A 14014-nucleotide genomic window follows, 5' to 3' on the forward strand; every position below is an offset into this window, starting at 1 on the left:
CATCGCTCAAGGCTGGCCGGCATCCGAAATCGAAATGCTCATGCCTTGGAACTTTAGGCCTGACGTTATCGGCTGACCGCTTACGTTGATAATAGAGCAGCGCGATAGGCTCGTCACTGTCCTCGCCGCTCCGGTATGCCCACATGTACGAGGTGCTGGCGGCCCTCTCGATCCTTTTCCTTCAGGACCTGAACAGTCGTCTCGTCGCCATGGATGAGGGGCTGCGATCTGAGCCGCGGCTTCAGGCGTCATAGATGCGGGAGAGATGCTTTTCGCTCGAGCCGATCATCCATTGGCCCAGTGCGCACGTCGCTGCGAAAACGGCCAACAGAAGGTCAGCAAAGTGGCGGGCATGACTTGCCGGAAAGCTCTCGGCTTAGTTATTAGGCAATGGTTTCCACGATCTCATAGCGCTGGATCAGCGGCCCAATCCCCTCGTTGAGCAGGGTCAGGACGTTCTGGGTCGTCGGTGCGAGAAGTTCAATCCGCTCGATGCGAACCGGACTCCATGAAGGCTCCTCATCCTCATCCGAGGTGACTTCGTCGCGGAGCTCGCGGACGACCTGCCGCACCTCGTCCAGTTCTGTAAAAAAGAAACCCGGGATTCCGGTGTCGTTCCAGCGGTCTTCGCTCGGCTCAGTCTCAAGTGAGTAGGTATATAAAATCATGGTTCAGATGATCTGCATCCCCTACAGTACGCCTCCGCCGGATGCTACACTTGCCTACCTTGCCGCCAAAAATCAAATTCCCTTTTGCCGCAAACGGTCGATCTTGGATCATCCGAACGCGCCACCGGCTTCATCTTCTTCGGCAAGGGTGGCGAGGTAGCGACCAATCTGCATGGATGAACGCATCTTCGTGGCTGGTGATTTATTGCAATGTACAGCAGGCCAAAACCCGTGCACCGCCTAAAACGCTATTGTTCCACAAGGCGCTAATGAGCGTCTAAATGTCCGGCGAGACTGAGAAGCAGCCGATCGAGACTTCAAGGGTTTACGAGGCAATGCAATTGCAAGATGCTCGACATCTCTGAGCGCCATGAAGGAGCCTTGGGCAACAGTCTGGCCTCGCCGCGACGCACTCCACCCGGGCAGTGTGGCCGCGTCCCCGGCATCTGATGCGCCGCCGGTCGACGGCTTTGCCCGAACGGTGTACTGCATTCGCATACAGCCACATGCGATTCTTGAGCGAGAGCGTATAGTGATGCGCAACACGGACACTCGGGCGGCGCCACGATCCTCAGCTTGATCCGATCTTCTCGCCATCGAGAGGCTCCACGTCATCCGACGCGTGTGAACTCCAGCTCATGCCAGCCAGCGCGCCACCTACGATAGCAAGGCGCCCTATGACCGAAGAGAACCACCAACAATCCATGTTCCACAGAGATCTCTGGTGCCGCACCGCACCGCCAGTCGACAACGAACTGCTCCCATTGTAGCCGACGCCGCAGGTCACCAGCCCTGCTCGCCTTTGGGTAACCACTCGGCGACCCTGTCGATTTGTCCTGTGAAACAAGCAAAGGTCATTTCCTCAGGCTGCGTATTTCCGTCTCGATCCGTCGAGCTGCGCGGCGGTTCAGTATGAGCACGAAAAGAAGGAAGGTTAAGGTCAGACTTCCTCCGACAAGCGCAAAGATCGGACGCTCGGGATTTGCCATCTAGTAGCCGAGATAGACCAGGACAAACCCGGGCACCATCGGCCCGACATACCAGAGCCAGGCCGAGCGAAGAAGGTCGCGCTCCCGCTCCAGCCGGAACGTCAGATAGTCCATTCCGCTTGCCGCCATGTCGGCGTCGGTGCGTGTGCTCTTCCTGAAGATATGCAGCCCGACGATCACCATGCCGAGCGCCAGCGTCGCAAATCCTGCGCCCACGACCCAATCAGCCACGGTACGGGCGGCAAGGAATGTGACTACGCTCATGACCAGAAGAAATACCACTGCGACACCTCCCGCAACATATTCCAAGGTGTTGCGACGCCTTGTGGTCCGGCTCAGGGCGGCGTGTCGCGCCTTGATCTCGTTGAGATTGATGGTCGCGGTCGTCACGGGCTGTTCCTTCCATGAATGTTGGGATCGGTCGCTCATCGCGTTGCGTCCAGGGTAAGCTGGCCGGCCAAAAGGCGTTTGATGCGGCTGATGCGGGTCGCTACGGCGCCCGCTGAAAGACCGGAGACCTCGGCGCTGGTGGCGGCACTCTCGTCTTCCAGGTAGAGGATCATCACTTGCCGGTCGACCGGCCGCAGGCGGTGGAGCTTGCGTGGATCTGCGCCAGCGCCAGCCTGTCGGAGATCTCTATCTCCGGAGAGGGACGCGGGTCCGCTCCAATCTCTGCCGCGGACTGATCGAGGCTGATCATGTCTTTCCGGCGTCGGGCTCGCCCGACATGATCGGCGGTCACATTGTGAGCCACGCGGTAGACCTAGGTCCTCAGCAAGCAGCGTCCGTCGAAAGACTTCAGGCTGCGCCAGACCTGAAGATGGATGTCCTGCACAAGGTCCTGCTGCTCGGCGGGATCGGATTCATGTCCTGCCGCCAGCCGCGCCAGCGCGCCGCTAGCATCTCTACCGTCAGCGCGTAGCGTCGATCGACGTCTTCCGGCACCGCCGGCTCGGCATCGCCTGTCGTGTCTTGGTGTACCATGCTCATGTTCAGATAGTCGTGCCGGGGTGGAATTTCTTACACGGCGTCGAAGCAGGCCTGGAACAACCGCAGGCCCTCTTTGATGTCTGCCGTGGGAATGGCACCATATCCCAGCATGATCCTGGCTCGTGGGGTCCCACTCACCGCGAACAACGACAGCATCTGGACAGCGACGCCGCAATCAGCGGCGCGACGGGCGACCGCTGTCACTTGGTCGACTGACATTGTTCGAGCCAGGGCGGTGAGATGCAGACCCGTTGCTGACGGAATGAGCTCCAGGTGGTCGGCGAAACTATTCACGATGGCGTCCGCAAGCATCTCGTGCCGTTCCCGGTAAACGGGGCGTTGACGGATCTGGAGCATGACGGATCTCGATCTTTGATGACGCGCGGGCTACGCTTCCTTTGGCCTCGGTACATTATTGGGACACAGAAATACGGTAGGCCTGCTTGAGGATGCCAAATGCACAAGTGGAGCGCGCAGGAGAAAGGTGAAATGAGGTCCGCCGCACCCACGGGAAGGTCGCAGTAGGGTGGATAGCGGTCTTTCGCGGCTCACCTTGCGGGGCCGAGGTGGTCCAACCAACGGACGGCCACTGGTTGAAGCCGTTGACACCAGCAACGACCGGCACCCGTCGCCGGCGGAGGTATTGCGACCGCTGCGGCGTTAGCTCAGGCCCGGTTCCGAGCCCGACCACGCATCATTTTGGCCTCCATTCCCGCGCAAGCCGCTCCGCCTCGGCGATCTGCTCGGGAGTCATCTTCGCAGCGAGAGCGTTCCCGCGCATGAGAACCTTGTCGCGATCCGCGATAGAGGCCCTGCTGACTGCCAGGCTAAGCCACTTGAGGGCCTGCACATCATCCTGCGGCATGCCATGGCCGGTTTCGTACATGACCGCGAGGTTGTATTGTGCGGGGACGAAGCCTCGGTCAGCGGCGAGTTGGAACCACTTGGCCGCATCGCTGGCATCTTTGGGCACGCCGCGGCCGCTGGCGTACATGGTGCCGAGATCGTTCTGGGCGGGGGCGAAGCCCTGATCGGCGGACAGCCGATACCATTTCACCGCCTCGGCATCGTCCTGCGGAACACCCTCCCCCCTGCTGTACATAAGTCTAAGATTGTATCAGGCCTCGGCGACACCCTAGTCGGCAGCGAGCCGATACCACCTTACCGCCTCGGCGTTGTCCTGCGGCACGGCGCGGCCCTCGGCGAAGATGACACCGAGATTGTGTTGGGCCAGGGCGAGACCCTGGTTAGCAGCGAGCTTGTACCACCTCGCCGCCTCGGCATCGTCCTGCGGAACACCCTCCCCCCTGCTGTACATAAGTCCAAGATTGTATTGGGCCTCGGCGACACCCTGATCGGCGGCGAGCTTGTACCACTTCGCCGCCTCGGTGGTATCCTGTGGCACGCCGCGGCCCTCGGCGTAGATGACACCGAGATTGTATTGGGCCTCGGCGAGACCCTGGTTGGCGGCGAGCCGGAGCCACCTTATCCCCTCGGCATTGTCCTGCGGCACGCCCTTGCCGCTGAGATACGTGATACCGAGGTTGTACTCGGCGTGGGCGTCGCCTTGCTCGGCGGACAGCCGATACCATTTCACCGCCTCGGCATCGTCCTGCGGAACACCTTTCCCCTCGTCGTACATGTACCCGAGATTGTATTGAGCGTCGGCGAGGCCTTGGTCGGCGGCGAGCTTGTACCACTTCACAGCCTCGGCATCGTCCTGCGGCACGCCCTCACCTTTGGTATAATGACACCGAGATCGTATTGAGCGTCCGCCCAGCCCTGGTCGGCGGCGAGCCGCAACCATTTTGCTGCCTCGGCGTGATCCTGCGGCACGCCGCGGCCATCGTGGTAGCTAATGCCGAGGTTGCGTTGGGCCTGGGCCAGGCCCTGATCGGCGGCGAGCTTGTACCACTCACCGCCTCGGCGTCGTCCTGCGGCACACCTCGGCCCTCAACGTAACGCCCGCCGAGGTTATTTTGAGCGGCGGCTACGTCCTTGCTCGGCGGCGAGTCTGTACCACTTCACCGCCTCGGCATCGTTCTGCGGCACGCCACGGCCATGTTCGTACATGATGGCGAGGTTGGATTGAGCATCGGCGAGACCCTTTTCGGCGGCGAGCTTGTACCACTTCACAGCCTCGGCATCGTCCTGCGGCACACCGCGACCGTGTTCATAAACGATACCGAGGTTGTACTGGGCACCGCGGAAGCCCTGATCGGCAGCCTTGCGGTACCATTTCACCGCCTCGGCATCATCTTGGGGCACGCCTTCACCATTGTAGTACATGCCACCCAGGTTGTTTTGGGCTTCGGCGTCGCCCTGCTCGGCCAGCGGACGCCAGAGCCGCTCCGCCATCGCGTAGTCGCCGCGGTTATAGGCGGCCAAAGCCTCCTGCAACGGCCCGGCGGCTGCCGGAGCGGCAAAGCCAAGAACCAGCAGCAGGACGGCGATCACGCGTCCGATGGTATGTCCCATGTTTTCCTCCGTCGCGTCGCGACGACGCAAAAGCGGTACTGCATCGGGTCGAAACGTGCACCGGGGACGAAGCAGGCTCGTGGCCGACAATACTTCACGAGCAAGACCTACAAAAATGGCATCGCGAACAGAATAAAGAATAGCATGTAGTCTGACGTGGTGCACCTCGGACGCGCGAGTGGCCTGACTCGGTCTCAAATGGAATCTCCTCGTCGAACAGCAGCGCCTGCGATACACGTGCCAGAGCCGTGTTCGGGATGCATGAAGCCCGACGGCTCAGCCCTTCGGCGCGCATCGCCCGTTGCTGGAAGGGCCGCAAAGGGTCGACTCCAGCCGTTGGTGATGTCGTCGCACCCGTCATGCGGCCACGACATTCCACGTACCTATGAATTTTCACCGGGGATCACAGGACTCACAGTCCTGAGCGGCAGGAAGCCCTCGTCGTCAACCGCCAAATCGTCGGACCAGACATAATCCCCTGTGATGTTGATGTGGTCCCATCCCAACGGAGAAAGCTGGGGGATCATCTGTTCATCGAACGGTTTACCGCGTTGGCGCAAAACCTCGATGACGCGGCCGAGATAGCGACAGTTGAAGAGGATGATGGCGGCGGTGACGAGATTGAGGGCTGCCGCACGGCTCGCCTGGTTTTCGTGGCTGCAGTCACGAAAGCGGCCCAGGCGATGGATAGCGACCGCCCGGGCGAGCGTGTTTCTGGCCTCGCCCTTGTTGAGTTCTGCGGTGACGAGCTGGCGGAGGTTGGGATCCTCGAACCAGCGCAAGGTGAACAGCGTGCGTTCGATTCGCCCGATTTCGCGCAGCGCCGCCGCCAGGCTGTTCTGGTGCCGGTAAGCGGCGAGCTTCTTCACGATGAGCGACGGCGTCACGACCCGGTCTGTGAGCGCCCGGATCACCTTGTGAATATCATCCGAGTGAGCACGTATCAGCCCGGCATCGAGGCGCTGCCCGAACAGCGGCGCCAGTCGGCCGTATCGCGTTTTCGGTTCGAATGCATAGAGCTTGCGATCCGACAGGCGCGGAATGCGGGGTTCGAAGGAAAGCCCCAGCAGATTCAGGACGGCAAAGACGATGTCCGACCCGCCGCCGCCATCGACATGAAGCGCGGCGACATTGACGTTGCTCTCGTGCCCAAGAATTCCGGTCCAATGCGTGGATCGCCTCTCCGGCGGTGCCGGCGATGACCTTTTGGTGGAGCGGCGCGTAGCGGTCGGTGATCGTGGTGTAGATTTTGACGATCGGATCGCGGCCGTAATGCGCATTGACGGTGCCTCCGGCCTCGCCCGGGCCTCCGAGATAGAATGCCTGACCATCGGCCGATGCTCGCCATCCTTCGCCAAACCAGGCGGACAGCGGCTCGGCATGGATCGCATCGGTAAGGCTGGCGAGCGCCGCGCGGAAGGTGTCCTCGCGCATGTGCCACATCTGCATGCGCAGCAGGGCCCTTCGGGTTACCGTTCCGCAAATCTCGGCCATGCGTGACATGCCGAGGTTTGTCGCCTCGGCTATCAGCGCGGCCATGAAGGCGCGCATGTCGGCGGGTGGCAACCCGGTTGAGACATGCGCGAAATGGCTTGCGAACTCAGTCCAGCGGCCGACCTGATCGAGAAGATCGGTGATCCGCACGCGCGGCATCATAGTGTAGAGGGCGGCCGTGAGGGTGCGGGTCTGGTCGACTTCGCTGCTTTCCTTCGGCTCTTTCGGAAAGCGAAGCTTGCCGCCGGCGAACATCGCGGTGTCCTTGCCTGGCAATCCGCGGGCTGTTGCCAGAAGTGCAGCGTCGAGTTCGGCCATCCGCACGCCAAGATAGCTTTCGGCGTTGAAGGCCGGAGCGGGCAGAAGCCGTGCTGGGACGAGATTTGTCGCAGGTGAAGCCGGCGTCAGAAGCATCTCAAGCGAACGATGAATCCTTGATGTTGGAACCCATACGCCGCCACTGGCAAGCGCGTTGGCCAAGGTGAAGTAGGTGGCCAGTTCGTAATAGGTGCGGTCAATCGAACCGTCTTTAAAGACATGTCGCAACCAGCGTCGCTCGATATGGCCGAGCGGCACATCGGCTGGCAGTGGCCTGCGCCAGTCTCCGCCAAGACCGCCAAGGACAGCGACCGCCGCGAGCAACGGCTGCGAGGCACGACCCCCTTCAAATGTGATACTCGCCAGAAATCGCGCGCCGATCCGCTTGAACACACGATATTCATGAGAGAGCTCACCGAGCACGTCCGGTTTTCCGGGGCGGATGGTGCGCCGAATGACGGCGGCGTCGGCTTCGACGGTCTCGAGCGGCGCGATCGCGGTGACGGCGGCGGTGATGTTGCCTGCCTACGGTCTTCGCAGCCGTCACCAAGGCATCGAGCACATCGGCAATGCGGAGAAGCCGAATGCGGCCCTGTTCGGCGGAGGCGGCGATTGTCTCCTCAAGCCGCTTTCGGGCGCGCAGATTGGCACGGCCGACGAGCGACTGGTACATGGTCAGCGCGGCATCGGTCAGTGTAATCGCAAGCTCGTTCAACGTCGCCATCATGCCGGCATGCCGCCGGACTGAACCCATCTGTTGAAAGGCCTGTGCTGTATAGAGGCTGCCTTCCTTGGCCATTTGCGCCATGCGGGCACGGAGACGCGAAGGGAGGCGCGTCGGCGCGTCGCTGACAATCCCGCGAACGAGATCGAGCTTGTCGAGCAGTTCGAGCAATGACCTCCCGCCAACCCGGGAGGGTGGAGCGCGCAGCCAGGATAGGCGGCTCTGACGGATATGCGTCTTGTCTGCCAAAAGCGCGTCAAGCTGCCGGCGCTGCTTGTCCGACAGAAGAGTGCCGATCTCGGCGATTGTTGCGCTATCCGCTGCATGCATCGCCGAGGCGGCCAAGCGTTCGACCACGCTGATGCCGGGGATGATGATCCTTTCCGCCCGCATCCGATCCAGCAGCCGATCGAGGAGGACGCGGCCGTCGGTCAGACCGACGGCTTCACGCTCCGCCCATGCGGCAAGTTCGACTCGCGCGGGCTTGGTGAACTCGCCGAGGCAGGTCTGTCGACCCGGGAGGCAGCGCGCCGGTTCTCGATCGGGATTTCGACGTCTGGTGCGTGGTATCGGACCTGGCGTTCGAGCGGCGGCCTGGAGCCTGGTCGGCAGGGCAAGCCGAAGCTTTCGAAGCTGGACCGCACGAGACGTTCTGTCTCGTTCAAAATGGCTCCTGACTTCGCTTGCGCCAGGTGCGGGCGAGAGAATGTCGAGACACCTCGTGTTGGGGGGCGACATTCCGGGTTTGCTCGATCACGTTGTCAAACGGCCCTTTAATTGCGGGTAGTTGTCAATCCGGATCTCGCACTGCCATCGCCGGGGTCATGGTCCTTTCCGAGGTCGAGTGCCTCATGATGATGTTCGGGTCGGACGCCTCAACGTTTCCAACGAGATGCAGATGAACTGCTGTCAGCCGTTTGACCGAGGTCGCCGCAACCACCGTCCCGGCGGGGACATCACGGGTTCCGGAAACGGGCCCGCGAATTGGGTCGAGTTCGGATCTGCTATGCCATCTTTTCGCAGCCCCACTCGAAGCTTGTGCCGTCAACCCAAATGCAATGAAGCAGAACCGCGATCTTCCTTGCGACCGCCACCTTTGCCTTCTTCAAGCCGATCCGCCTCGACAGACGCATACCCCAGGCTTTCAGCGTGGACCATTTCTTCGTCCGGTGCAGGAGCACACTGGCCGCCTCGTACAGGTAGGTTCGCAACAGTCGATCGCCCCAACGTGAGACGCGGCCATTGATATCCGTTTCGCCGGACTGCTTTCGTCGCGGAGTCAGGCCGAGATAGGCTCCCACGTTGGCGGCCGAGCGAAAGCGCGAAGGGTCGTCGATCGTGTGGCGGAAGGTGAGCGCGGTCACCACGCCGATGCCGGGGACTGTCATTAGCCGGCGTGTGGTTTCGTCTTCACGAGCGAGATGCCGGACCTGCCGATCAAGCTTCTCCTGTTCACAGCAGGCCTGCTCATGGACAGACAGAAGCGCCTGAACCAAAGGGCGAAGCGGATGGCCGTCAGCAACCAGTTCCCAAACCTTTCGCCGGAACTGTGACCCAATCGATCGACTGAACTGCAGCCCATATTCCTTCAGCATGGACCGTGTCTGATTTTCGAGATCGCGACGGATCTCGACAAGTCTCGACCGGGCGACGAGCATGGACCGGGTGGCCTGACTCTCTGCGCTCTTGACCTTCACTTCTCGATACCAGCCGACGCGAACCAGTTCGGCCAGGCCGCGGGCATCATTCTCATCACTCTTGTTCATTCGCACTGAAAGCGCTGCCTTTGCATGCCGAGCATCAAGGCAGACGACCGGCAGCCCGACCCTTTTCAGCTCGTGCCATAGCCAGCTGGACATGGCGCCCGTCTCAAATCCGATGCGCTCGGCTTGAGGCGCACGTTTGCGGAGTAACTCGGTCAGTGCTCCCGGATCGGACTTCGCCTTTCCCTGGAACACCGTCTTTCCAGTATCGTCGACCACACAGACGCTCGTCTCCCTCTGCGACACATCCAGCCCGACATATTGCTTCACTGCGGCCTCCTCGATCTCAATGGTTGGCGGCTTTTGCCGTCAGCCGAATCTTCGTTCAAAGGAGCGACGGCAGCAATTACGTCATCGTTTCCAAAACTTGCACGCCGATTCACACCCATGGGCCACCCGGGTATTCACCGGTCGGCTGGTCCATCGTGGCGGCGTCAGATCGGCTCGGGCGTGATGGGTTCTCCGAAGCCGACGTCGACTTGGACCGGCACGCGCGCGCCGGCGATCGTTGCGCTGGACCGAATGCGCTGCATAATTCGGCCTCGTCGCGGATCGGCATCACCCTGAGGCCTGCAATGTCGAACTTCACGCTGTCGTGGGGCACATTTGACGTACAGATTGCGCGGGAGCGCTCGGCCAGGGCCGCCACATCCGGATCACCTAGCCCGGGGGAGGTGGAGATGGTGCAGGGTTCACGCGCCATCGGTAACGATCCCTTCCACATAAAGCCACGTCACCGACCAGACCTGCACCATCTGACCAAACCTCCACAGGTCCAACTTCCATTTCGCCGCCGGCGCCATTCCAACCTGGTGTCTCGACCCATGCAAACGATACTGTCGCTTTTGGCCCAAACTGTTCACTATCGAGCGGACGTACCATAGGCGAAACGTTTTGCATTTCGTCCGCAGCCTGCAAGCAAAAAGAAGACGAGCGAAGGTGCGCCAGCCCAACTTGAATGTCAGCGCTCAGCTACATCCTCCGGATGGCACGTCACTTGCGCATCACCTTGCGAAGCCGTCATGACGGTCTAGCCCCTGACCAACGGAGATGATGATGGTAATTGGCCAGAATTACCGAATTGCCCGGCGCAACTGAAGATTTTGGCTGAAGAGCTGCAGATGTAGGATATCGGCCATGAGAGCTCGGGGCAGACGCTTCCCATTCCGCACTAGCGTTGAGGCGACGGAGATCGATCAGACTGCGATGGAAAACCGGTCGATACTCCGAATACGTGCGTTATCAACGAAGGGAGCTGAAATGAGTGATCTCTTAAACTCGTCGTCTGAGGGGGCATCCAAGACACTCCAGAGGCGGATGACCTGCGGTTTCTCGGAATCGATCAATTGATTTTGGATGGGCTTTGGCCGACGTCGGCGGACCAACTGGCTATCGTCCTCGTGCAATTGCAAGGACATCGGCCATGATCCAAACGCTCATCATTCCGGGATTGAATGGCTCCGCGACGACATTGGCAGTAGCACTGGGCGCGAGAACAGGCACATTCCACTGTCGTCCAGCAAGAAGACTGGACATGTCGCGTTTTGGAGGAGCGCAGGCGAAATACGAGCGAGCACTAGCTGTTCACGATCTCCTGCACGAGAATGTTTTTATTCTTACTGGATATTGCGGCTGACCATATCGACTGATTATCGGAAGGAGAGTCTCTTGCATCCTAAGTAGTTTATTTTTGCCCTACACGTTGGCCAATCGCACCTGCCGACCGCACGACCACCTCACGATCAAATCCATAACACCGTCAGTACGCAAATACCCACAACTAAACTCGTGTGTTCGCGACCTGCGCCGCTGCCGCTTAGGAGAAAGGGCTGATATGCATCGAGATGACGCTCGCGCGGCAATTGACGCATCGAAGGTGGGGACAAGTGAAAGGCCAACTCGCGACATCGAATTTCCACTGTCGGTTGCGCAGATGGAGATCTGGATCGCTCAGCAGCTGGATCCGCATAGTCCGCAGTATGTGATCGGTGAATACCTTGATATTTTTGGTCCAGTTGATGCTGGACGGCTTGAGACCGCATTGCATCATGTGGTTTCTGAATGCGATGCGCTGCATGTCCGAATTGCAGATCGGAATGGTGAGCCTCGACAGATCTTTGAGCTGGCGACCAATTGGTCGCTTCGGGTTCTCGATCTCCGCGCTGAGCCAAATCCAGAAGCAGCAGCGCTTGCTCATATGCAGGCGCAATTGACGTGTCCTATGGATCTGAACCAAGGGCCTCTCTTTGGCTTTGTCTTGTTTCGAGTTGCACAAGATCGCTGCTTTTGGTTTCAAATGTATCACCACATTATTGTGGATGGTTTAAGTATGTCTCTCATCGCCGGACGAGTAGCGAACGTATACACTGAGCTTGGTCGAGGCGAATCCAAAAGCACTTGGGAGCCAAACTCGCAATTATCATTTCTGGAAAACGATGTCGCATATCTAAAGTCTAAAGAGTTCCTGGATGACCAGAACTTTTGGAAAAGGCGCGTCGCCAATTACTTTTCTCCTGTTGGTCTGGCGCGGCAGACAATTGCAACTACCCCAGAAGCTGTGCGGTGCGGTGGATGCGTTTCGTTGAGGGATTTGGGACCGCTTTTTACTGGGAAAGGTGGTGACCGGAAGGCCGCTGAGCTATTAGTTGCAGTCGTGGCTGCCTATGTGCATCGCTTCACGGGCGTCAACGAGCTGGTACTCGGTTTTCCGGTCAAGGGGCGTATAGGAGCTGCAAAGCACGCACAAACGGTTGGAATGACATCCAACCTGTTGCCGCTGAGATTGCGCGTCAGACGTGAACAGAATTTCCAAAGCCTTATTCGGCAAACCTCGAAGCGCATTACTTCTCTGCTCAAGCATCAAAGGTATCGCGGTGAATTTATTGATAGGGATTTCGGTGAGGATCGGCGAGCATCGGTGACATCGGCACCGATTGTCAACGTCATGTTGTTCGACTGCGATGGGAGATTCGATAACGCGTCTTTCGCTATACGAAAGCTCGCACTTGGGCCAGCCAACGATATCTCATTCGTGTTTTACCGGGCTGGAGAATCGGAACTCGCGATTGATGTTTTCGGAAATTCTTCAGCTTCGTTGGACGAACTGGAGTATCACCAACATAGGCTGAGCCACCTCGTGCACGTTCTGGGAGCGGATCCCGACATTCCGATGGCCCGGATCGACCTGTTGCCGCCTGACGAGCGGAAGCTTGTTCTGGAGACATGGAACGAGACGTCGAAGCCGTATCCGTCGGAGCGATGCATTCATGCGCTGTTTGAGGAGCAGGTTGCGCTGAACCCAGATGCTTTGGCGGTGGTGCAGGATGAAGCAGAGCTCAGCTATGGCGAACTGAACCGGCGGGCGAACCGGCTTGCGCATCATCTGATCGGACTGGGCGTGCGTCCGGACGACCGGGTGGCGATCTGCGTGGAGCGCAGCCCGGCGATGGTCGTGGCCCTGCTGGCGATCCTGAAGGCAGGCGGCGCTTATGTACCGCTCGATCCGGCCTATCCCTCCGGCCGGCTGCGGCAGGTGCTCGACGATGCTGCCCCGCGGCTGCTGCTTTGCGATGCGGCCGGACGCGTGGCCTTTGACGCCAATGCTCTTGGTCAGGTGAGAGTGGTCGATCTCGACATGGCCGCGCCGGCCTGGGCCGAGCTGCCGGCATCGGATCTCGATCCGTGCGCGCTGGGGCTCACCTCGCGCCATCTCGCCTACATCATCTACACCTCGGGCTCCACCGGGACGCCCAAGGGCATCGAAATGCCCCACGGCTCGCTTATGAATTTGCTTTGGTCCTCGCCGGAGTTTGGTACGCCAAAACGACGTACACTTCAGTTCACGACTTTGAACTTCGACGTCTCGTTCCAGGAATTGTTCAGTTGCTGGAGGGACGGCGGGCTACTGGTGCTCGTGCGGGAAGAGACCCGTGCCGACTTTTCCGAGTTGCTGGACTTTGTGTGCAGAGAAGGGATCGAGCGGCTTTTCCTCCCATTCGTAGCCTTGAAACATTTTGCGGAAGCCTGGTGCGCTCGGGGAGCGCTGCTGCCCTCTTTGAGAGAAATTTATACAGCGGGTGAGCAATTGCGAGCCACCCCCGAGCTCAGGTCGTTCTTCGAGACTCATCCGAGGGCGAGGTTGATAAATCAGTATGGGCCTACAGAAACCCACGTAGTCACGGAGCACCGCCTCGCGGCTGATCCATCATGCTGGCCGCAAGTGCCTCCCATCGGCCGTCCGATCGCCAACACGCGGATCTATCTTCTGGACGCTCATGGTCAGCCGGTGCCGTTGGGGGCGGTGGGCGAGCTTTATATCGGCGGGGCCGGCGTTGCGCGCGGCTACCTCAACCGGCCCGAGCTGACGGCCGAGCGGTTCATCGCCAGCTCCTTTGTGGAGGGCGACCGGCTGTATCGGAGCGGCGACCTGGGGCGCTATCTGCCGGACGGCAATCTGGAGTTTTTGGGCCGCAACGACGAGCAGGTGAAGATCCGCGGCTTCCGCGTCGAGCCGGGCGAGGTCGCGGCGCGGCTTTGCGAGCACGAGCTTGTCGGCGATGCGGTGGTGGTGGCGCGCGCCGATCGCACCGG

Annotated in this window: 14 protein-coding genes and 2 pseudogenes; 2 read left to right on the plus strand and 14 right to left on the minus strand. The window is 60.2% G+C overall.

Annotated elements, in window-relative coordinates; all coding sequences use genetic code 11:
• Positions 1-76: 76 nt before the first annotated feature.
• From NKJ06_RS30670 to NKJ06_RS30735, 14 genes and pseudogenes are all read right to left on the minus strand, one after another.
• Positions 77-304: pseudogene (locus NKJ06_RS30670) on the minus strand (IS66 family transposase); the annotation flags it as partial.
• Positions 305-383: 79 nt separating this feature from the next.
• Positions 384-668: a hypothetical protein gene (locus NKJ06_RS30675; RefSeq protein WP_352811798.1), complete on the minus strand. Its 285-nt coding sequence runs from the start codon at positions 666-668 to the stop codon at positions 384-386.
• A gap of 989 nt (positions 669-1657) precedes the next feature.
• The gene (locus tag NKJ06_RS30680) at positions 1658-2047 is read right to left on the minus strand and encodes a hypothetical protein (protein WP_352811800.1); all 390 of its coding nucleotides are present in this window, start codon (positions 2045-2047) and stop codon (positions 1658-1660) included.
• Between the two features lie 35 nt (positions 2048-2082).
• Positions 2083-2220, minus strand: coding sequence for a hypothetical protein (locus tag NKJ06_RS30685; RefSeq protein ID WP_352811815.1), 138 nt, complete (start codon positions 2218-2220; stop codon positions 2083-2085).
• A gap of 200 nt (positions 2221-2420) precedes the next feature.
• Positions 2421-2750 (minus strand): sigma factor, encoded by a 330-nt coding sequence (locus NKJ06_RS35875; RefSeq protein ID WP_502905658.1) that lies wholly within the window; start codon positions 2748-2750, stop codon positions 2421-2423.
• Positions 2678-3004 carry a hypothetical protein gene (locus NKJ06_RS30695; RefSeq protein WP_352811803.1) on the minus strand — a complete coding sequence of 109 codons (327 nt, stop codon included), beginning with the start codon at positions 3002-3004 and terminating at the stop codon, positions 2678-2680. Before NKJ06_RS30695 ends, NKJ06_RS35875 begins: the two co-directional genes overlap by 73 nt.
• Positions 3005-3341: 337 nt before the next feature.
• Complete coding sequence (locus tag NKJ06_RS30700; RefSeq protein ID WP_352811805.1) at positions 3342-3749, minus strand: tetratricopeptide repeat protein; 408 nt, start codon at positions 3747-3749, stop codon at positions 3342-3344.
• A gap of 33 nt (positions 3750-3782) precedes the next feature.
• Entirely contained in the window at positions 3783-4427 is a 645-nt protein-coding gene (locus tag NKJ06_RS30705) for a tetratricopeptide repeat protein (RefSeq protein ID WP_502905659.1), read from the minus strand.
• Positions 4349-4534: a tetratricopeptide repeat protein gene (locus NKJ06_RS30710; protein WP_352811818.1), complete on the minus strand. Its 186-nt coding sequence runs from the start codon at positions 4532-4534 to the stop codon at positions 4349-4351. The genes NKJ06_RS30705 and NKJ06_RS30710 overlap by 79 nt, the downstream gene beginning before the upstream one ends.
• A gap of 87 nt (positions 4535-4621) precedes the next feature.
• A complete protein-coding gene (locus tag NKJ06_RS30715; protein WP_352811807.1) occupies positions 4622-5125 on the minus strand; it encodes a tetratricopeptide repeat protein in 504 nt (167 codons plus the stop codon).
• Between the two features lie 383 nt (positions 5126-5508).
• A complete protein-coding gene (locus tag NKJ06_RS30720; protein WP_502905657.1) occupies positions 5509-6405 on the minus strand; it encodes a Tn3 family transposase in 897 nt (298 codons plus the stop codon).
• Positions 6299-7033 (minus strand): annotated as a pseudogene (locus NKJ06_RS30725) (Tn3 family transposase); the annotation flags it as partial. The pseudogene NKJ06_RS30725 and the gene NKJ06_RS30720, both read right to left, overlap by 107 nt.
• Before the next feature lie 316 nt (positions 7034-7349).
• The gene (locus NKJ06_RS30730; protein ID WP_352811820.1) at positions 7350-8273 is read right to left on the minus strand and encodes a DUF4158 domain-containing protein; all 924 of its coding nucleotides are present in this window, start codon (positions 8271-8273) and stop codon (positions 7350-7352) included.
• A gap of 392 nt (positions 8274-8665) precedes the next feature.
• Complete coding sequence (locus tag NKJ06_RS30735; protein ID WP_352811810.1) at positions 8666-9694, minus strand: IS110 family RNA-guided transposase; 1029 nt, start codon at positions 9692-9694, stop codon at positions 8666-8668.
• A gap of 1153 nt (positions 9695-10847) precedes the next feature.
• On the opposite strand from NKJ06_RS30735, the gene NKJ06_RS30740 reads away from it, so the two are divergent.
• Both NKJ06_RS30740 and NKJ06_RS30745 read left to right on the plus strand, forming a co-directional pair.
• Entirely contained in the window at positions 10848-11060 is a 213-nt protein-coding gene (locus tag NKJ06_RS30740) for a hypothetical protein (RefSeq protein ID WP_352811812.1), read from the plus strand.
• A 198-nt stretch (positions 11061-11258) separates the two neighbouring features.
• A partial coding sequence (locus NKJ06_RS30745; protein WP_352811813.1) for a non-ribosomal peptide synthetase occupies positions 11259-14014 on the plus strand: 2756 nt, incomplete at its 3' end.

Origin of the sequence: Mesorhizobium sp. M0293, assembly GCF_040321735.1 — a bacterium.
In the GTDB taxonomy this organism is placed as follows: Bacteria; Pseudomonadota; Alphaproteobacteria; order Rhizobiales; family Rhizobiaceae; genus Mesorhizobium.